The 19,615-nt window shown below is 53.8% G+C and carries 9 protein-coding genes; 1 reads left to right on the top strand and 8 read right to left on the bottom strand.

What is annotated here, in order from left to right; translation table 11 throughout:
* From R2103_RS10110 to R2103_RS10090, 5 genes are all read right to left on the bottom strand, one after another.
* Window positions 1–5,631: a hypothetical protein gene (locus R2103_RS10110; RefSeq protein ID WP_317531289.1), complete on the bottom strand. Its 5,631-nt coding sequence runs from the start codon at window positions 5,629–5,631 to the stop codon at window positions 1–3.
* 44 nt (window positions 5,632–5,675) lie between these two features.
* Window positions 5,676–8,990 (bottom strand): hypothetical protein, encoded by a 3,315-nt coding sequence (locus R2103_RS10105; RefSeq protein ID WP_317531288.1) that lies wholly within the window; start codon window positions 8,988–8,990, stop codon window positions 5,676–5,678.
* Window positions 8,990–12,388, bottom strand: a complete 3,399-nt coding sequence (locus R2103_RS10100; protein WP_317531287.1) for a DUF6603 domain-containing protein — start codon at window positions 12,386–12,388, stop codon at window positions 8,990–8,992. The genes R2103_RS10105 and R2103_RS10100 overlap by 1 nt, the downstream gene beginning before the upstream one ends.
* A complete protein-coding gene (locus R2103_RS10095) occupies window positions 12,378–13,934 on the bottom strand; it encodes a hypothetical protein (RefSeq protein WP_317531286.1) in 1,557 nt (518 codons plus the stop codon). Before R2103_RS10095 ends, R2103_RS10100 begins: the two co-directional genes overlap by 11 nt.
* Window positions 13,935–13,999: 65 nt before the next feature.
* On the bottom strand, window positions 14,000–14,863 hold the full coding sequence (locus tag R2103_RS10090) for a hypothetical protein (protein WP_317531285.1): 864 nt from the start codon (window positions 14,861–14,863) through the stop codon (window positions 14,000–14,002).
* Between the two features lie 455 nt (window positions 14,864–15,318).
* On the opposite strand from R2103_RS10090, the gene R2103_RS10085 reads away from it, so the two are divergent.
* Window positions 15,319–16,308, top strand: coding sequence for a hypothetical protein (locus R2103_RS10085; protein WP_317531284.1), 990 nt, complete (start codon window positions 15,319–15,321; stop codon window positions 16,306–16,308).
* A 109-nt stretch (window positions 16,309–16,417) separates the two neighbouring features.
* On the opposite strand, the gene R2103_RS10080 is transcribed toward R2103_RS10085, so the two are convergent.
* The 3 genes from R2103_RS10080 to pheA all read right to left on the bottom strand — a co-directional run bounded on the left by R2103_RS10080 (window position 16,418) and on the right by pheA (window position 19,600).
* Window positions 16,418–17,305, bottom strand: coding sequence for a prephenate dehydrogenase (locus R2103_RS10080; RefSeq protein WP_317531283.1), 888 nt, complete (start codon window positions 17,303–17,305; stop codon window positions 16,418–16,420).
* A 22-nt stretch (window positions 17,306–17,327) separates the two neighbouring features.
* On the bottom strand, window positions 17,328–18,446 hold the full coding sequence (gene hisC / locus R2103_RS10075; RefSeq protein WP_317531282.1) for a histidinol-phosphate transaminase: 1,119 nt from the start codon (window positions 18,444–18,446) through the stop codon (window positions 17,328–17,330).
* 83 nt (window positions 18,447–18,529) lie between these two features.
* Window positions 18,530–19,600 (bottom strand): prephenate dehydratase, encoded by a 1,071-nt coding sequence (gene pheA / locus R2103_RS10070; protein WP_132427924.1) that lies wholly within the window; start codon window positions 19,598–19,600, stop codon window positions 18,530–18,532.
* Between the last annotated feature and the right edge of the window lie 15 nt (window positions 19,601–19,615).

Below are 19,615 nucleotides of genomic sequence, written 5' to 3'. Positions count from 1 at the left end.
TTAACTCTCTACATTGGATTTGAATTGCACCGCGTTATTAAAGGCCAGATCAAGCGCCATCATAATCGGATAGCGGGTCACCGAAGAAACCACGGCGGGCAGGAAACGCGCGTATTCGGTTTCGTTCCAATGCGCCGGTTCAACGGCGCGCTTGCTGGCCATATCCAAAGTTTCGTGCAAGGTATCGACCAAATCCTGCCACTGCCAGTGACCGCTGAAGTTGGCCGGTAGCGCCAGCAACAATGACTGCGGTGCCTCACAGTTAGGGCGGTCGTAGTGAAACGTCAATCCGGTGGTCTCTTGAGTGGTGGGAATGACTTCGGTCCATTCGTCGAGCAATAGTCCGCAAATCGCATCGTTCTGTGCAAAAGCATCGGCGTAATGCGCGGTGTAAAGCAATTTATCGCTATCGATCACAAACGGCTCGCTTGTGCCGGGCTGGGTATCGGGATATTGCAACGCCAGCCAGTGATCATCAGCGCGATAAGGAAACTGCAGCGGCGTTAAACTCAAACTGACATTGTTCAGCGCTTCGCCGAACTGCGTTACGCTCTCCCAACGCTGTAATTTTTCCCGCACCCGTGCAACGCCGTATAGCCAATTGTCTTCGGGAAAATCCACTCTCAGGTCATTTTTCTGATAACTTAGCAATTGCGCACGATTGTCGTAGCTTTGCTGCCATTCGCTGCCATGTACGGCGGCCAAATTAAACTCCGGCAGAATGACAAAATCGTCGTGCGTCAACTGCCGGATTGCTTGTGTCAGCTCGTCGATGCGTTGCTCGGCGGAAGCTGAAGCATCACCGGTGATTAAACCGTTGGCCGCCGCCACGCGTTTGTCGATATCCGCCGCCAGACCTTGCACCTTGGCTTGTAAGGTTTGTGCAAAGCTAACAAGGGCCGTTTTGTTGTCGGCAATATCCAATGTCTGCGTGTCATGTAGCGCGATATCGTTTTCCCGGGCAATCAGCGACGCATACAACGCACCGGCTTGACTGGCGGTTGCCAGCAGATTTTCAAGATGGGTCAGGCTGTTTTGAAAACCGGTTTTATGTGTGGTATTCAGTGTGGTCAGTAAATCGTTGGGGTCGTTCGATGCCGGGATCGGAATCGACTCGGTCACGATCAATAACGCGGTTTCCATCAGATATTGCATTTTGCTTTCGACCGGGATGGCAGGATCCAATGCGCCGAAGCCGGTAATGCGTTGCTCGAATTCTAGTAGCGCCGCCTGCCAGCGCGTGACGATGTCTTGTAGTTTTTCCAGCAGCGCCAGGAATTGGGTTCGCCGCCAATCGTACACAAAACCGGTTGCCGCACCGCTCAAGCCGAATCGATTGACCGCCTGCGCAAGCGGCAAATAACCGTTGATCATTTCATCGAGATGAGTGAGCGCATTGCTTTCCGCGGCAGCCGGGTCGGGATCGTTCAGCCAGGTATCGATTTGCGTTTTCAGAGCATTCAAGGCCGTTTGTTGCGGCAGCAGCAAATCGCGCACCGCGGTGACTTTTTCCGCACGGATCGCGGCCACGCTATCTTCTTGCTGCGATGCTTCGTTCGGCAGTTTGACGTCGGTGGTTTTGAGCGGACGCGATTGGGTGATCAATGCTTTGAGGTCGTTTAGCATCGGCATCACTTCAAAGAACGAATATTTTCCGGCTTGTTTGCCGCGGTATTGGATTTTGATATCGCTATCGACCCGCACGCCGGGAATCGCATAAACCTGGGTCAGGATACGGTCGTCGAGTGCGGTCATTTGCTGCTGGTCGCTCGATAGCATGTACATCAGGTCGATGGCCAGCAAGCCTAAATCTTGCGCGCTGATTGTTTGTTGTTCCTGTTGCGCATTGCCTTGATGGTAATAATCGACGGTACAGAAAATATCGCTCATGGGCGGCAGCAGTTGCGTCAGCCATTGATTGACGGCCGGTTCGCCTTTTGCGCGCGGCGTGCTGTTGGCGGGATCGGCGGGGTTCAATCCGGCGCGCAAGTGCAAGCCGACCCGATGCGTGAGCGTGACACCGCTGCGCGGCGTTTGTACCACTTCCGGTACCGGTGGGAAATGTCCCTTGCTGAAGGCATCCAGTGTTCCGGCGGCGCGCTCATAGTTGCCGCGCACCACTTGATACACGCCCTCGGCCATCGCGAGATCGGCGACGGCATCGTTGATATTCATGATGCGCTGCACTTCGCGATTGATCGCATCCAGCTTATTCTGCTCGGTGATCGTGGGGAGTTGCGCGATACCGAACGGATAATTCCGCTTTGCGCCGGTTTGTGCTTGCACATGCTCGATCAGCGCCAGCCCATCGACGACGTTGCGTGCTTCCACCGCGCTGATCGGCTCGTTGCTGGGAGTTGCGGTAGTTGATAACCGGTCGCCCGCGAGCGGGAATTGCTTGCGCAGATCGAAAATGATGCTATCGAGAAATAAATCACCGGCGTCGTGCAGACCGCGCTCCAGGTAATAACCCAGCAGCGCCGAGAGGCTCTGGCCGTTGCGCATACCTTCGATGACGTTCATCGCCAGCCGCACGCGCTCGGAAGTGAGATTGATCGCCAGACTATCGGGATTGCTGGGTGTGGCATTGGCCAGATAACCGTTGCGCAATACGGCAGCGGTAACGGCATGGTTCAACGAGGGCGCGTGAATGAAGCCGAAATTCTTATCGTCCGCGGTCAACGGTGCTTGACCAGGCTTATTGAAAATTTTATCGAGCTCGCCGGTCAGTTTGACCGGTGTCAGGTTTTTGTTTTCCGGACGGACATCTTCCAGCCAGCCGTAGGCGCCCAAGTAGCAACCATGCGAATCGGCAGCGTTACCATGATCCGGTGTCGTACCGGGCTCCGGTTGGGTTTGCCCGGCGATTTGCTGCATGATGTCCAGTTGAACATTCAGCAGCCCTAACCACCAGGCATCGAGACGGTAGCTGCAGCAATCGATGTGCTCGGCGAAAATCCGTTCCAGCCGTGCCGTCGGTGTGTGCTGCAAACGTTCCAGCGCGTTGATTTGGGTATTCAGGTAAGGGTTACGCAGCGTCAGGATTTGCGGAATGAAATCGGCGATTTGCAAATTCGGCTGATTGGTGATCGCCGGTTCCGCTTTGTACAGGTATTGCCACGGACTGCCTTTATCGTCTCCGGATTCTTGGATGTGCATAAATTTCGGTTCGCGTTTCGCCAGTGAGAATTGCTGTTGGTTCAGCACATTCGCTTCCAAGTGCAGACGCAGACTGGTATCGAGGTACGACAAATCGAGCGCATGGTGCAGCATCAAATAGAGCAAGGCGGCCGGAGGCTTATCGTCGATAAATCCTTGTTGCAGGCGCAGGGTGTTATGCGAATCGCGCGCTGCGGTAACCAACCACTGAAGATAATTTGTGTTAGTAGTGTGATAAATCCGCGCCGGGTTGAATTCTGAAAGCGCTTGGTCGTCAATCAGCGGGCCTTTCAGCAGGTTGGCGGTGAGCGTGAAAAATTTGTTCAGAATATCGGGAATCTTGTTATGGTCCTGCGCCGAGTAACCCAATTGCGCCAGTAAGTTAAGGCCGCTTTGGGTATAAAACAGCGAGGCAATCGTGGCGTAAATCGCGCCGTTGATGCCGGAAGTTTTATAGCGGTTGTAGAGCTGCTCGGCGCTTTCCGCGTAGCGTTGATAAAACTCGACCGATGCCGGGTGCAGACCGACGATGTCGAGCAAGGCTTGTTGCGGATCGGTTTGCGGTTTGCCGACGTACGACACTTTCGGCAGCAGTGAAGTCCAGCGCTCGTCGGCTTTCTTGATAAGGCTGTAGAGCCGGGTCAGGAACAGGAATGAGCCGGAGATATGCGGCTCCAACCGGTCGTCGTTGAATAATTTACGATTGATCCATGCCATGCGCGAGAACGGCGTGGCTGGCAAGATGCCGTACGGTTGTTTGCCGATGCGGATCGCTGGCAGCGTGCCGCGGCCGAGCACGTAGCGGTTGAAATAGTTGCGCGCAGCAGTGATGGTGTCGTCGCTGAACACCGGCTCCATCATCTGATCCATGAAATAACCCAGTGTTGCCGGCCATAATGCTTCGTTCATCGCCCGGGCTTCCAACTGATCGCTGGCGTAATATTGTGGCGATAGCTTCAGGATTGCCGGATCGAGCCCCAAGCTGTGTGCCAGCCAGCGGCCGTCTTTCCGGGTGCGCCAATCGGCTGGATCGTCATCGCCAACATATTGATTGAAATAGTGATCGTAACTGGCGTCGGCGTCGCTGAACCAGGTATAACCGCTTTCCTGATCTTCAACGTTATTGGTCGGCGCACCCTGCATCAGGAAACTGAATCCTTTGCGGCTGCGTTGATGGTGCTGAATCAACTGTTGCAATTGCTCGCGGCTTTTGTCGACATCGGCGCTGAGCCGCACACCGAGCACAAACAGCCGGTCGAAACCGCGCCGTGCTTGGATATCGTTCAGATTAATCTTGAAGCCCATGCCTTTGGCAACCGCTTCGTCAAAGTCGGTGACCCATTTCATTTCATCGGGTACGATCAGCTCGTCGTCTTCCAGCCGTAGCTGTTGATCTTCCGGAGCATTGGGATTGGGTCCGACGATCAGTTCCGAGGGTACCGGGCGGCCGATATGCTGTAACGTTTGTTCCTTTCCGTTGAAACCCATCACCACAAACCGTTCCGGCAACAGCGCCACGCGTGCCGGATTGGTCCAAGCTTGCAGCTGCGTATCGACTCCGTCGGCGACGGGTAACTCCAGGAATTCGACGCGCACGTTAGTGATAATTTGCGATGGTGCGGGTTTGACGTTTAGATTCTGTGGCTGGTATGACGTGACGATTTCCTGCGCGCGCGCTGCGCCGAGATCGTTTTTGAGTTTGGCATACGCCGCATCCAAAGCCGTGGCATCGTTATTGGCGTTGAATACCGCTTGCCAATATTCCTGTACGAACGGTTTCTCGGTGGCGGGCAGCGGCTGTTCCGAAACAATCACCAAAATATAATCGCCGTCGGCTTTGACCGGTTCTTCAGCCAAATTCAGCGGTTTGAATAATTGGCTCAACCAATACGCCCGGCCCTCGCCGTGGCTCTTGACCAGGGCTTGCCACGCCGCACGTTTTTCGCTGTCGATGCCGCCCGCTTTCCAGATATTGGTCCAATACACGCGGGTGTTGCTGATTTCGACTTCGGAGGGAATTTCTTCAAAAGTATCGACGCTGATGTCATCCGGGTAGACGCGCACCCATAGTTGATCGACACTGACATCGCGTCCGCCGGGGCCGGTGACTTTTTTGAAGCGTGTCTCGATGCGCAGCGGTAACAGCAGAATCGGATGGATATCGTTCAATTGACCGATGTTTTTGGTTGGGTCTGAGAAAGTCTCGAACAGCGATTCCCGGCCGGTCAATACTTCCCGGTTCCGCTCAAGCTCGGCTTGCAGCTTGCCGGTGTCAGCCCGCAACGCTTCTTGCTCGCGCAGCAAAGCCTGCAATTGTTCCTTGGCTGCACCGTCGGAGCGGCGGCGCAATGATGCGATCAAGCGTTCGGTTTTTTGCAGCTTCTCATTGGCGGCAGACAAACTTAACCGGCTTTGCCGGTGCTGACGGCGTGCTTGATCGATCTGTTCTTGCGTGTCTTTAAATTGAGTCATAAGCCATTTCTGTCGGTTGAGATTTTGTACTTATGTAACCATGCTTAATCGCGCGGCAGCATTTCGGCAGCATGCACACCGACGAGTACCGGCGCCTGGAATAAAATGTAAGCCAGTTCCGCCGAGTTGATATTGTTAGTCCAGCTCAACAAATGATCCTCTTTCCACTGCTCGGCTTTTTCCTGCGCGGTGCCGCCCGGTGCCGTGTTTGGCAAGCTGCGTGTAGGTGCGGCGGCGATGTCGATAAATTCGCCATCACTGATGCCGGGCGCAACATCGGTCCAAGCGAGGTCGTTCCAAACCTGAATCGGACCTTCGCGATCGATATCCAGGCCGAAGCGAGGCTCTCCCGGACGTTCCTTGATCACGAAGAACCAGCCCGGTTCGTTATCGACCTCGGGGTTGCCGCGCGCTTCCTCTTCGGTTAAATCGAAGCCGAAAAAGTAAATATCCGGTTTGACCTGTGCTTCGTACAGCGGTGTTTTGATCGGCACGCTATCGTCGAACACCCGTTCGGTTTTTTTGTCCGGCGCTGGATTGGTCTCGCTGATCGGTTGCCATTTGGCTTTTTGTGCATAAATGACCGCATTGGGGTATTTTTTCAGCAATTCGCCGCGAATTACCAATACCAGTTCTTCTTCGTTCTCCAGGCCTTGCTCGCGGTTGTCATGCTCGCCCAGTTTGGAGAACCGTGACCAGCGGTGAATCGGCGGAATGTCTTTCAATTCCTCGCGGCGTTGTTTGCTGTCCTCGGTCGGACTGAGAAAACCGCTGATATCCCAGAACTGCCGGAAGTAGGAGCCGCGTTGATCGGTCGGATATTCGCGCCACAACAACTCGCGCGCGAATTCGTGATTGAGGCCGACCATGTACGACTCGATGAACGGCTGATTGGTCTTCAATAACGTGATGGTATTTTGTCCGATGAAATTCAGGTTCGGCACAAACAACTCGGTGGATTTATCGGTCAGCGGTTTGTACATCGGAACATCGAATTCCGGATACGCCATCGCTTCGACAAACTTTTCACCAATTAACCCGATGATGTGCGGCGGTAACAGGATGTTGCCCAGTGTCCATTTCGGAATCGTAACTGTTGGATTCAGTTTGACCAGCGTATCCGTTGCCAATTGAGCAATATTGACCGGTACGGTTGCCGGTATGACACCGGCTTGCAGGCCGTTTTGCAACACTGTGTAAGAGTCTTTCAGTGCAGTTTTAAAACGGCTGGATTGAATGCTATCGGCTCCACCGGCGCTGGCGGGTTGCGGCGGATTGGCCGGATCCAGCGCTAAAGGATTCAGTTCCGGCGTCAGCACAAAATTACTGCTGGGTGGCATCGAGTCGACCGCAGCCGGTGTTTGCCCGGTTTCGGATACCGAATCGGCTTGATTCATTTGCGTGATTAAACGCTGCGCAGTACGGTAAGCCCACAATAATCCCGCGCTTAGCGCCGCCGCTACAGCCCAGATTGCGGTGCTGGCGCCGATGACCGCCAACACGATCACGAGCAGCAAAATCAACGCTAGAAAGAGGTAAGGGATCAACGGATAGCGTTTCAGTAAATCCAGCAACCAGGATGGCACGTTCTTCGGTTGCGCATCTTGCGATAGATTATCCAAGGTGGGCAACGAAGCAGGTACTTCATGCGGCGGCGCGGCGGTGACAATACCGTCGTTGACGCGCGTGATCAAATTGTTGGGATGAATGCGCTCGTCAAAGGTCGAGAGCTTTTGCAAGCGGCCGTTCGGGCGCAACATGCGCCGCAGTGGTGAGGAGGTCAGCGCGGGCGTGACCGGGCTTTGCTTGATTTGATGAAAAACGGTCACGCCTTGACTGATGACGCGCTTTTGCACCGGGGCCGTCATGAACAGCACTTTGTCGTGGCTGATTTGCTGCAACGGCAGCACTTGTTTCTGATACCAGCTATTGGCGGTGATCTTGGCCAGTTGCGCCAGTCGGATTTGCCGGTTGGCTTCGAGCACGTCGCCCACCTGATCCCACGCCGCATCCATGTATTCTTCCTGGTTGGCAATGATGACGTCGGTACCGAAACCGGCGGCGCTGCGCCAGCGCGGGTCGAGGTTGAGCTGGTGCAGCCAATTTTGGTTATTGGGCGCATCGCTGCCGTCGGCTTCTTTCAGCACGCGGTTTCTGAGCGCATGCCAGCGGCCGTAAATCGGCGGCGTAATCAACGGATCGGGATCGGCCTGGATGGCATCGGGCAAATCGGTATTCTGGTGAGCCGCATCGGCGGCGAGCCGGGCATAGTCATCGGCAAGATTCAGAAAGGCCGCCAATTCCTGTTGGAAAACGTGCGGATACGGCTGATCCCAATTTTCCCACTTGGCAATTTCCTGTTCGGCTTGCTTGCTCAACGGTGCGAGCAGTGCGCCGCCCAGTTTCAACACGCCTTCGAGATCCGGATTCTGGATACCGCTGATATTGGAGCCGGGGTTCTGTACATCCATATCGCGGCGGCCGACGCGACTATCCGCCGGTTTCGGTTCGAGCAGGCGCACTAAGTATTCGAAATCGCCTTGCGAGCCGGTACGGAAGAACCAGCGGTAATAAAACGGAAACTGCGTCGGCGCCGGGCGGCCTTCGCCCCAGGCCGAAAATGTTGCGTGCGGCGCATCGTCGGGATTCATCCCCAGTCCGGCCAAACGGCCGGTTTCAAAGGTGGGGATCAGAAAAGCATGATAGCGTTCGTTCGGAGTCAGTTTGCGCGGGCAGACAATGCGTGAATAGGCTTCGTCGGCATTCTGCGCCAGCACGTTTTGCAGTTGCGACAGCGCAGTGTTGATGTCCGGCGCTTGCGGCGCATCCTGATTACCGGCGATATTTTTGTTGACGTGCACGTGCGCCCACGCCCACAGTTCCTCGGCTTTGGGAAATACCGATCCCAGCGCATCAGCTTTAATATCGATAAAAGGCAGCGGCTTGCCGGAAATATTCCCGCCCTCGGTAAATTCCGCTTCAGTCAATACGATCAACGTGACCCATGGCCGTAACCGCGATCCCGCCGGTGCCGCCGGGGTGTAACGCCAAGGAAAATCTTCGTCGTAGAACTCGATATGACACAGATAATTCGGTTCAAAGTTGGTGATCCAGTTGAGCGGTTCGGTTTTGATAATCGCTCTCGACTCAATACCGATGATATCGCCGGGGCCGTACAGGGCAACGTTCTTGTTGACCGGAGCGGCTACATCGCCGCCTTCGCCGCCGCTGCCTTTGATGTTCAGACTGACGGCGACACTGGCGCGTGTTTTGACCGAAGCGTCCAGATCCGCCGATTGGATATTATTGGCGACGCCTTGCCGTAGCCACGGTAGAAAAGTATACGTGCCGATCGCCATTATGCCGCCTCCTGCAATGGCGCGGCTTCCGCGCTGGGGATCACGTGCAGACTGTCCTGTAACCCAGGGGATTGGCTCACTTGCGTGCGCAGGAAATCCTGCGCTTGGGCGTGCGATGTGAAATATGCTTCTTTACTATGCGGGCTGTTGTTCATGGTTGAAGCGACGACGTAACCGGCTTCTTTTACGATGACTTTCTGCTCGACCGGTGCTTTTTGTGCTTTGTAACTTGCCGACAGTGCTGATTTCGACGCGGCGTTTCTACCTAAAAAGTGATTGAAGAATTCGGCGCCGATGGCGACAAAACGGATCAGTAAAGAAACAAAGTTATTGTCGATGATATTTTGCTCGTAGCGCACCACACGTTTAACCGCTGCCGATGATTTCAGTTGCTGGTTGCTCACCGACAGTTCGATCCCGGCATTTTGTTTTTCGTAGGAGGGTGCACTCAGTTTGTTGGCGTCGCTCAAGTTTTTATATTGCGCCGTGGCAAACGATTCCTTGGTGTCCGCGATCTTGGCCAGGCCGGTATCGATGACTTCGACGGTCAGCCGTTTGGCGTCTTTCGGTTTCTGATTGCCAACTTTGTCGAGATCCAGATCGAGCGGAACGGCGCGCTGGTTGACGCGCAATACGCCGACCGGGTGCAAAATCAGATCGCTGGTGCTTTCAATGGCGCGCAGTGATACCAGCAATTGACTGGATGCGGGTAATTCGGCCGTCCAGTTATCCAGCTTATCGAATTCCGCGGTGATGAGCGGCATGATGTCGATGGACGGCAGCGTGGTGTTTTCATCCTCGCCCCAGGTGTGGCTGAAAGGTACGTCGATATCCCAGAATAACAGCGAGATGGAGCCTTCGCCTTCGATGTGCCACGGTGATGTGCCTTCGAGTTCGCCGCGCATATGCACCCCGAACAAGCCGATACCGAACACTTTGACATCGAACGACGCGGAAATGGTGATGATGAAATAGAATGGCGAAAACTGGAACAACGCATCGAAGCCGACATGGCCGGAAATATTGAAGGCGCTGAGACCGAAATAAACTTCCGCTTTGGCGCCGAACTGCACGGTGTTGGAAGTGACGGCGAAATAACCTTCCACGCGGATCCGTGCAAATGAAGTATTCAGGATGTTGATCGCAATCCGGTTGGGATTGGGAAAAGGCAGTGGAGGTGGTTTAAAGGAGGGATGAAAACCACCTACACTGATGACAAAATTGGCATCGTTACCCCAAGCGATCAGTAACCCCATATCGCCGTCGATGGTGAGAAAAATAACCCGGGAATCATATAAGCTGGCATAAAACCACAGCCGCTGTTTATCCACTTCCAGCGCGCCGATGAAACTGACCTGAATGATGATCAACGCCGCGTCTTCATCGGGCAATGCAACTTTCAGCACACCGAGAATGGCGATATTGCCCGGCGGTATTTCGACGATGATGCCAAGCGATGCGCTGACCAGTGTCGGTGTGCCCCAGCCCAATTTGGCCATCGGGCCGATCAGAAACACATCCTGCGCAGGCGGGAAGAATTGGCGCAAATCGCTGATGATGCGCGGCGCATTCTCGATGATATTATCTGGGAACATGATGCTGTTGATCGATCCGGTGCGCACACCGGCGGCGATCACTTCCAGTTCCATGGTGCGGTTCAGGCCGAGCAACCCGCCGACGGCGTTCAGCGTAAAACCGAACCCCAATTGGAACGGCGTGCCGAATTCGGCGCTGAGAATGATCAGCAACGAGAAACCTTCGGAACCGTCGGGCATGCGCGTAGTGATCAGGCCGATCGCTTTCACCGTGACGATACCGCTGAACATCAGCTCCAATGCACCGGCGTATTCTTCCTTGTCGAAATCGAAGTAGAGATAGCCGCCGCCTTTGACAATACCGGCATCCAGCGACAAGCCGACGCCATTCGGCGGCTTGAATCCTAGCTGGATATCGACCGGCCCGGCATTGCCGCTGCGGTTATCGACCAAGGCGAAATCGATCGCTAAGCCGATGTTTTCCACGACAGCGGCGAGCGGGCCGAGCGCAGCTTTGATATCCGTTGAAATGGCGGTGGGGAATTTGTTGTTTTCGATACCGACCGAAAAGGTTAACGCGCTGACTTCCACCGGCCCAAGATTCAGGTGCAGCGGCAATTTGATTTCCAAGGCGCTGCTGCCGACGAAAAACAGCCCATCGTTGCTGTTGTAGCCGAACGCCATGCCGAAATCCGAATTGAGCTGGACGCCGCTCAAGATATCGGTAAGAAAACCATCGCCGTCGGCAAACGAAATCGCCAGTTTACCGGCGCCGATTTCACCGCCGATGGTAAAATCGGCTGCCGATTGGCCGCCGCTGCCTTGAATCCGGCCGCCGAAGCTGACGCCGAATTTACCGACTTCCAACCGGCTGCCATCGGGGTCGCCAATCAATAGATACGGTGTTGCCGCTTGCGTGCGGTCGGCGGTGACGCTGAGGTTCAACGAGCCGGAAACCGTGTCGGCTGCGGAGGTATGAAAAGTGAATTTGGCCGGCGGCTGGATCACAAGCTCGGCGCCGAACGGCAGCGTGGCCTGCAAATCCAGGATGACTTTTAAATCGTCGGCAGCAAATTCGATTTTACCGGGACTGAGATTCTGCCGGATCGACAGGCTCAATCCGTTGGGATTGAGATCGGTGCGCGGCCTCAGTTGAAAAATGACCGCTTCGAGAATCGGCGTGGGCGAGGTATCGTCAAAAAAAGCCGGTGCTTTGAGATGGAGCAACAAGCGTTCGAGCCGCTGCAACAAATTGGTGGCATCGAGACTGTTACTGCCCCAGTTATAGTGCGATTGTAATGCCGACACCGGCGATTCCAGCCACTTGCCTAGTTCGTTGAAATGGAAAGTGGAAATTGTGAATTCGGGATTGCCGGGGTCGGTGGAACCAACGTTATTGCGTTGCCGCTCGAGTATGCCTAGCAGCTCGAACAACTCATTGATGCCGTTGGCGGTATCCAGCGCACGGACGAGCAAGTAGTTGAACAACCGTTCGGCAAAATGACTGGAAACGCTTGCTGGGATACTGCCGATGCCTTGCACGGCGGTTTGCAGTTGATCGATTTTTTGGATGGCGGTGATGACTTGGCTGATCAGCTCTATGCTGATCGTGACAATTTGCTCGATATTTTCCGCTTCGATGGCTTCCACCAAATCCCCGGCTTTTTGCAGCAAGGTTTTGCTGCTGGCGATCAGCGCTTGCATCGGAGAAGCCAGCGACGAAACCTGGCCGCTGTTGAGCGTAATGCCGAGTTCGGCAAACGTTTGCACCGCGCGCGTGCTATTCAGCTCGCGTTCCAGCGGCTCCAATACGTTGGAGATTTGCAGTAAAACGCGCTGTAAGGTATCCACTTCATTTGACATCGGAGGTTTTCTCCATGAGTGCGGCGTGTCCACTGAATTCGCTGGAGCCGGATGCGTCTTCAAACTGCTTAACGAACTCGTGCAAATTATCGAAACTGTTGATGAACCCCATCACTTCGTCAACGTAACGCTGAATCACTTGCTGCAACGCAGCGCTGCCATGCTGCGTTAGCACCTCGGCCATACGCCGGATCATCTGATCGCGCGTGATGCCTTCCACTTCAAACGGAATGATATGCGCCGGGTCGCGCGCATTGTTGACAAAGTGCGCCAGAAACGCCGGGCCTTTGCTGCGATGCCAAGCCACGGTGACCGGCCGGCGGTGATTGACAAGGGCAATCACTTCCTGACGGTGATCGAGAATCTGCTGATAAATCTCAGCGCCTTTGCGCGTATTCAAAAAGCGCTCGCGCACCTCGGTGGTGTGGTTGATGCCGGTGAAAATGCCTTCGACATCGTTTAATGTTTGCCCGGCGGGCCCGACCGGCGGATTGGCGGTGGTGACGGGGGTGATACTGAGTAAATCGATGACTGGATGAATATGACAGGCATAGGCAATTGCCGGATTACTGTTGGATTTAGCGAAGATTATACCAACCAGCTTATTTTGCGCATTTACCAGCGCCGAGCCGGAGTCGCCATGTTCGACAAAGCGAAGAATGCCATCACAGTCAGCTTCAGTCGCTTCAATGGTGATGTGCCAACCTTTTGTACCGGAAGGATCGCCGATACCGATGACTTTACCTTTTGTTTTGCTGGTTCTTCGGCCAACTTTATAGACGACATAATCGCTGCTGCCAAGATCAGTTTGCTTAACACGATCCACGTCTTCCAGTTTGCTGTTACCGCCGATGTTCAAGCCACGGATTTCGTTCTTATACGAAACCCCGCAATTGGTGTTGCACCAGCTTGAGATACAAATATCGAGTTTTGCGGTAGCAGCATCTACAAAAAAATCTACGGCAGCTTCGCTGGGATAAGCGTATGAGTGAATGCCCTCTTTGCCAGCATTATTAATTTTGCCGATCGGGTGCCGCTGCTCTTGTTCAAGTACTATGGCCACCTGGCCATTTTGTTCAACAAATTTTGGTTGATATACGGTATCACTTACAGTCGCTCCACCAAAGGTCAATACATGATTATTCGAGACTAATACTACATTTTCCGGTCCGCTGACACCGTTCAAAGTGGCAAAAAAACCTAGAGTTCCAGTGTCGTATAGATTATTTGAGTCGGTTCTAAAACCAGAAATGGAAATGCCACCAATCAGTGGTGAGTGATGATCCATATCCTCGCAATGTACAGGTGTGATATCCGGCACAACAAGAACATCGGTTGGAATGCCTTTGTATTCCTTCGGGATAATCTCGACGGAATTCAAGTCTTCCGGTTTGCGTTTTTCTTTGACGAATACACGAAACGAAATTTGGTTCGTGGTTTTACCGCCGATTTCTTTCAGACCGAATTCGACACCGATCACGCCGGGAATTTTTTTCAATTCGACTTCGGCTTCCGCGTGTAATGCAGCCAATTCTTTTTGATCCATTATGTTACCTCCATCCAATCGGCCAGCAGTGCGCGAATACAATGCATTTTTTCTGTGGCATAACGTTAGTCCTTATTGATAGACCGGGGCGCGCAAAAATCGAAGTACCAGGGCGTAATCTGCAAACAACTGAGCACCGGATGAATGTGGCACGCATAGGAGATATAAGGATTGCGCATGTGATGGCCCCAGAGCAATCCTACCGCGCGCTGGTATTGGTCGACGAGCAAAGCGCCGGAATCGCCTTTACGTGAGAACGGTTGTCTAATGCCGTGGCGATCGGGTAGTGCTTCGATGATCAGCGTGTTGCGGCACAGTTCGCCATGGACAGTCTCAACCGTGGCTGCGCTGTCAATGATTTTTCCCCACGTTGAATCAGGGCGGCCTAACAAGCGTATTTTTAGTTCACGTCCTCTCAGCGTGTCCAGCGGATGCACCCGGGCGATTTTTGCGAAGTGCCGGATTCTTCCTTGCGTCTGCTGCGGATTTTTGCATTGCTTCAGCAGCAGGCTGGCTGTTGCGCAATCGATGTAATAGGGTTTTTCCGGTTCTCCCGGATAGGCAAAGGAGAAATGCCCGCACAGTCCTTCGCCGTCGATTTTGGCAATGGCATTTAAGCGTGGCGCGTCGAAAATGACATGGTCATCGTGTTCTTCGTAATCAGGCTGAAAAATAATTTCGTCGTGTTCCGCATCGTTGGCGAACAGAACATGCCGGTTGGATACCAGCACCAGCGATTCCCCATCCGGAGCGTTACGTTTGGCGGCCAGGAAACCCAGCGTGCCCAAGCCTACGTTGATGTGGTGGAATTGATAAATGCCTTTCAGATTGCTGATGGCGGCGCCGACACGCGGTAATGCGGCATCAAGGTGATGCTTAACCAAAGCGCCGGAGTGGCCGGTCAATTTGAACGAGGCATTTGCAGTCATAGTAACCACCTATTAATAAAGCCGTCAGCTGATGGGATACACTCAGTGATGCGCTTAATTATTCAACTTATCGCTTCCTATCATCAAAGATGACTCGAGACGATCAGATGCAGTGATGCTGGTACGGAAATCCGCCCTTACGGGTGAATTTTGTTACTACGTTTCTAATTTGACTGAACTTACTAATCCTTGCTAATCAGCAACCGGTTTGCCGATCGGATACGTGTTCCGGTGTAGGGTTTTTTAGGTGGGTATGCGTGTTATTAATTTTTATTGATGAAACATTAACCCTTTGTTCGTATTTCATTTTTCTGTTGGAATAGAAAAATAATAACCCCGCTTCAGTCCAGAATATACTGAAAACCCGGAAAGCTGTCAAACAAAGCACCCCGTTTCCGTTTTCGTGCGCTAAACTGATCGACGACGTGTAACGACTATCATTAGCCGGAGGAAAAATGCTGAATTCTTCAATTCTGGATATCGCCATGGGCATGGTGTTTCTCTTTGTTCTGGTTAGTTTATTGTGTTCCGCAGTCAATGAAATGATTGCGCAATTCATCCGGATGCGCGCGAAAAATCTTGAAGCCGGTCTGACCAACTTGCTGCAATCCGGCGAAGCCAATCAGTTGGTCGCCGATCTCTATCAGCATCCGCTGATTAGCGGGCTCTCAAAAGCGGGAGAGAAACCTTCCTATATCCCGCCGAAGAATTTCACCCTGGCGCTGATGGATATCATGACCGGCAGTACCGGCAAGCTTCCGGCGGACAATCAATCGCTCATTGCAAAGATCGAGAGCCAAAAGTTTTTTGCGCAAACCGAAGCGGGAAAATCGATCATCCTGCTGCTGCACGAAGCAGGCGACGACGCGGAGAAAGCGCGCAGGAACGTGGAGAGCTGGTACAACGATGCGATGGACCGGGTGGGCGGCTGGTACAAACAAAAAACGCAAGTCATTATTTTTGGTATTTCACTCATGGTCTGTACAGCCTTGAATATCGACGCCATCAAAATTTCCCAGACTCTGTGGACCGATATCGCGCTCAGGCAAGCTTTGGTACAAGCGGCTTCTTCGACGGATGTTGCCGGTTTGATGGGGGATCAAGGGTCAGCCAAACAAAGACCAGCATCGGCATGCGATGCAACAGCTGCGACGCAGTCAAACGAACCGGCACCGTGTGAGAGTTCGATGCAACAATCCGCTAAGACTGCTGGAGTACTTATTGAGCAAATCAAAGGGCTGCATCTACCCATCGGCTGGAAGAAACCGGATGGGCAATGGACTGTCGCGGGATTCGGTTTCATGGAATGGCTCGTGAAAATCCTGGGGATTCTGATCACGACCTTCGCCGGATCGCTAGGCGCACCATTCTGGTTTCAGTTACTGAATAAGATCGTCGATTTGCGAGCAGCGGGTAAACAACCAGGGAAATCTGGAGGGCAATAATCGAATATCTGATATCTCGCTATTTTGTCCAATTACCAATTACGGTTTTACAAAATAGCGATGATGGATATTTTGGATTGTAAATCAAGGAGTAAATAACAAAGAAATACTACTTTTTGTTTTTTAACCAATCCTCTCGCATACTACGCGCCTGTGAAAAAGCTTGATCCAGTGCGTCAGCATCATTCTTCTTCAATAACTCTCGCAAACTCTTCAACTCATCCTGATATGCCTTAATCTGCACAAGCAACGCCTCACGATTCGCCAGACAAATATCGCGCCACATTTCCGGAGAGCTGCTGGCGATGCGGGTGAAGTCGCGGAAGCCGCTGCCGGCGAAGCGCAATAAACTTGCCGGATCATCGGTGCTGTGGTTGAGGTGATTCATCAGGGTGAACGCCAGGATATGCGGCAGGTGGCTGGTCGCGGCGAGTACGCGGTCGTGTTCGTCCGGAGGCATCAGCGAGACTTGGGCGTGGCAGGCTTGCCATAATTGGCGCACGCGTTCGACGGCTGCCGCACTGGTTTCCGGTAGCGGGGTGAGAATCACGTGTTTGTTGCTGTACAAATCCGCTTGCGCGGCTTGCACGCCGCTTTGTTCGGCGCCGGCGATCGGATGGCCGGGCACGAAGTGGTGCCGGTTCTGCATGGAAAGATGGTGGCGGGCTGCAGCGATGACATCCTGTTTGGTGCTGCCCGCGTCGGTGACGAGGGTGTTGGCGTGCAGATGCGGCGCGATTTTCTCCAGAGTGCTGGCGGTTTGCCCGACCGGCATGGCCAGGAACACCAGATCGGCGCCGTTCAATGCGGAGGCGATATCGGTGGCAATTTCATCGATTACGCCCAATTCAACGGCGCGTTGCATATTGGTCTGACTGCGCCCGACGCCGGTGATGTGCTTGACCAAACCCGCTTTGCGCAGCGCCAGCGCAAACGATCCGCCGATCAGGCCGACGCCGACAATGACCAGTTTATTCAGTGCCGTGATAGTTGCCATGACTATTGCTGTGATGTGGTAATTAATTCAGTTCGCTTAAGGCCTGCTCGAGCGATTCCAGGAATCGTTTGTTTTGCGATTCGAGTCCGACGGTTACGCGGAGATGGTTCGGCATTTCGTAGATTCCCAACGGGCGTACGATCACGCCTTGCTGTAACAGGCTTTGATACACTTTCGGGGTGTTGGCGGCATCGCCTTTGACGCGGAAACTGATGAAGTTGCCGTACGACGGAATGTATTCCACGCCCATTTTGCGGAAGCCGTCGGTCAGTTGCAGCATACCGGCGCGGTTCAGCGCATACGATTTCTGCACAAATTCGGCATCCTGTAGCGCAGCCAGCGCGCCGACCAGGCCGATGCTGCTGACATTGAACGGCTGGCGCACGCGGTTCATCAGATTGGCTACGTCCGGATGTGTCAGCCCGAATCCGACGCGCACCCCCGCAAGGCCGTAAACTTTCGAGAAAGTGCGTGTGATCAGCAGATTGGAGAATTGTTTTAGCCATTTGATACTGTCCGGTTTGTTGGCTTCGGGCAGGTATTCGTAATACGCTTCGTCCATGACGACCAGCACATCGCGCGATACCCGTTCCATGAAACGGAACAATTCGTCTTCGCCGGATAAAGTGCCGGTCGGGTTGTTGGGGCTGGCGATAAAGACGATGCGTGTTTCCGGCGTGATGGCATCCAGCATCGCGGGCAGGTCATGGCCGTAATCGCGGGCGGGAACCGCAATACCGTTCGCGCCGATCATTTGCACCACCAGCGGATACACCGCAAAGGCATGCTGCGAATACACCGCAGCGGCACCGGGTTTGAGAAAAACGCGCGCGGCCAGATCCAGCACGTCGTTGGAGCCGTTGCCCAGAATAATCTGCGCCGGATCGACGCCATAGCGTTTCGATAGCGCGGCTTTCAACTCGTAACCGCTACCGTCCGGATACAGCGCGACGTCGTGCAATGTGTTGATCATCGCGTCGAGCGCGAGCGGGCTCGTTCCGAGCGGATTTTCGTTGGACGCCAGTTTGATGATGTAAGACTCATCCAGTCCGATTTCACGTGCCAGTTCCGAAATCGGTTTGCCGGGCTGGTAAGGTTGGATCGAGCGGATATATTCCGGAGCAAAATCGCAAAGATTCATAAGATTAAATGTGTTAATGAATAAAAAAGAATAGGGAAAATGGGGTGAATTGAATAATGCGGCTATTCAGCGGCGGTGCGTTGTCAGGCGGCCGGATACGATCCCAGAATTTTCAGGAAAGCGGCTTTGTGGCGTAACTCCGCCACGGCTGCGGCGACATTGTCATCTTGCTGATGTCCTTCAAGATCGATGAAAAAAACATACTGCCACAGACCGGTGCGGGACGGGCGCGATTCCAGGCGGCTCATGCTGACGCCATACTGCGCCAGCGGTTCGAGCAAGGTGTAAATCGCGCCGGAACGGTTATTGGTCGACACGATCAGCGATGTTTTGTCTTTTCCCGAGGGCGCGACGATTTGCCTGCCGATCACCAGAAAGCGCGTGGTATTTTTCGGATCGTCCTCGATGTTTTCCGCGCAGATGGAAAGCCCGAATAATTCCGCCGCTCTTTGGCTGGCGATCGCTGCGGCCTGATTGTCGGCTGCGGCTTGCCGGGCTGCATCGGCATTGCTGGCGGCATGGATCAACGCGGAATGGGACAGATGCGGCAAGTTGGTACTTAACCAGTGATGACACTGTGCCAGCGATTGCGGGTGCGAGTAAATTTTGTTGATGTGCGCTAGATCGGTTTGCTGCGCCATCAGAAACTGATGCACCGGCAATTGAATCTCGCCGCAGATGGTGAGCGGCGTTTGCAGCAGCAAATCCATGGTTCTGCCGACCGCGCCTTCGGAAGAATTTTCCACAGGCACCACGCCGTAATGGGCCGCTTCCGATTCCACCGTGCGGAACACATCGTCGATCGAATCGCACGCGACCTCAGTGATCGCGCTGCCGAAGCGTTTCAGCGCCGCTTCTTCGGAGAAGGTGCCGTTCGGGCCGAGGTAGGCCACGCTCATGGGTTTTTCCAAGGCGCGGCACAACGACATGATTTCGGTAAATAAATGTTTAATGTGTTCGTTGCTGACCGGCCCGGGGTTTTGTTCCTGCACGCGCGCCAATATTTGCGCTTCGCGTTCGGGACGATAGACGATGCCGCTTTTTTTGATTTTGCCGACTTGCTGCGCCAATCCGGCGCGTTTGCTGACCAATTGCAGCAATTCGTTGTCGATGGCGTCGATTTGATCGCGGAGTTGTTTGAGTTCTTCGGACATGTTAGTTAATCATTG

The organism is Nitrosomonas sp. Is24 (assembly GCF_033063335.1).
In the GTDB taxonomy this organism is placed as follows: Bacteria; Pseudomonadota; Gammaproteobacteria; order Burkholderiales; family Nitrosomonadaceae; genus Nitrosomonas.
This window is presented reverse-complemented; position numbering and strand designations above follow the sequence as displayed.

Excerpts from the sequence above, each read along its gene's own strand:
- R2103_RS10095 (WP_317531286.1), bottom strand. The coding sequence starts at position 13,934 with ATGGATCAAAAAGAATTGGCTGCATTACACGCGGAAGCCGAAGTCGAA.
- R2103_RS10090 (WP_317531285.1), bottom strand. The coding sequence starts at position 14,863 with ATGACTGCAAATGCCTCGTTCAAATTGACCGGCCACTCCGGCGCTTTG.
- R2103_RS10110 (WP_317531289.1), bottom strand. The coding sequence starts at position 5,631 with ATGACTCAATTTAAAGACACGCAAGAACAGATCGATCAAGCACGCCGT.
- R2103_RS10105 (WP_317531288.1), bottom strand. The coding sequence starts at position 8,990 with ATGGCGATCGGCACGTATACTTTTCTACCGTGGCTACGGCAAGGCGTC.
- R2103_RS10085 (WP_317531284.1), top strand. The coding sequence starts at position 15,319 with ATGCTGAATTCTTCAATTCTGGATATCGCCATGGGCATGGTGTTTCTC.
- R2103_RS10100 (WP_317531287.1), bottom strand. The coding sequence starts at position 12,388 with ATGTCAAATGAAGTGGATACCTTACAGCGCGTTTTACTGCAAATCTCC.
- R2103_RS10080 (WP_317531283.1), bottom strand. The coding sequence starts at position 17,305 with ATGGCAACTATCACGGCACTGAATAAACTGGTCATTGTCGGCGTCGGC.
- pheA (WP_132427924.1), bottom strand. The coding sequence starts at position 19,600 with ATGTCCGAAGAACTCAAACAACTCCGCGATCAAATCGACGCCATCGAC.
- hisC (WP_317531282.1), bottom strand. The coding sequence starts at position 18,446 with ATGAATCTTTGCGATTTTGCTCCGGAATATATCCGCTCGATCCAACCT.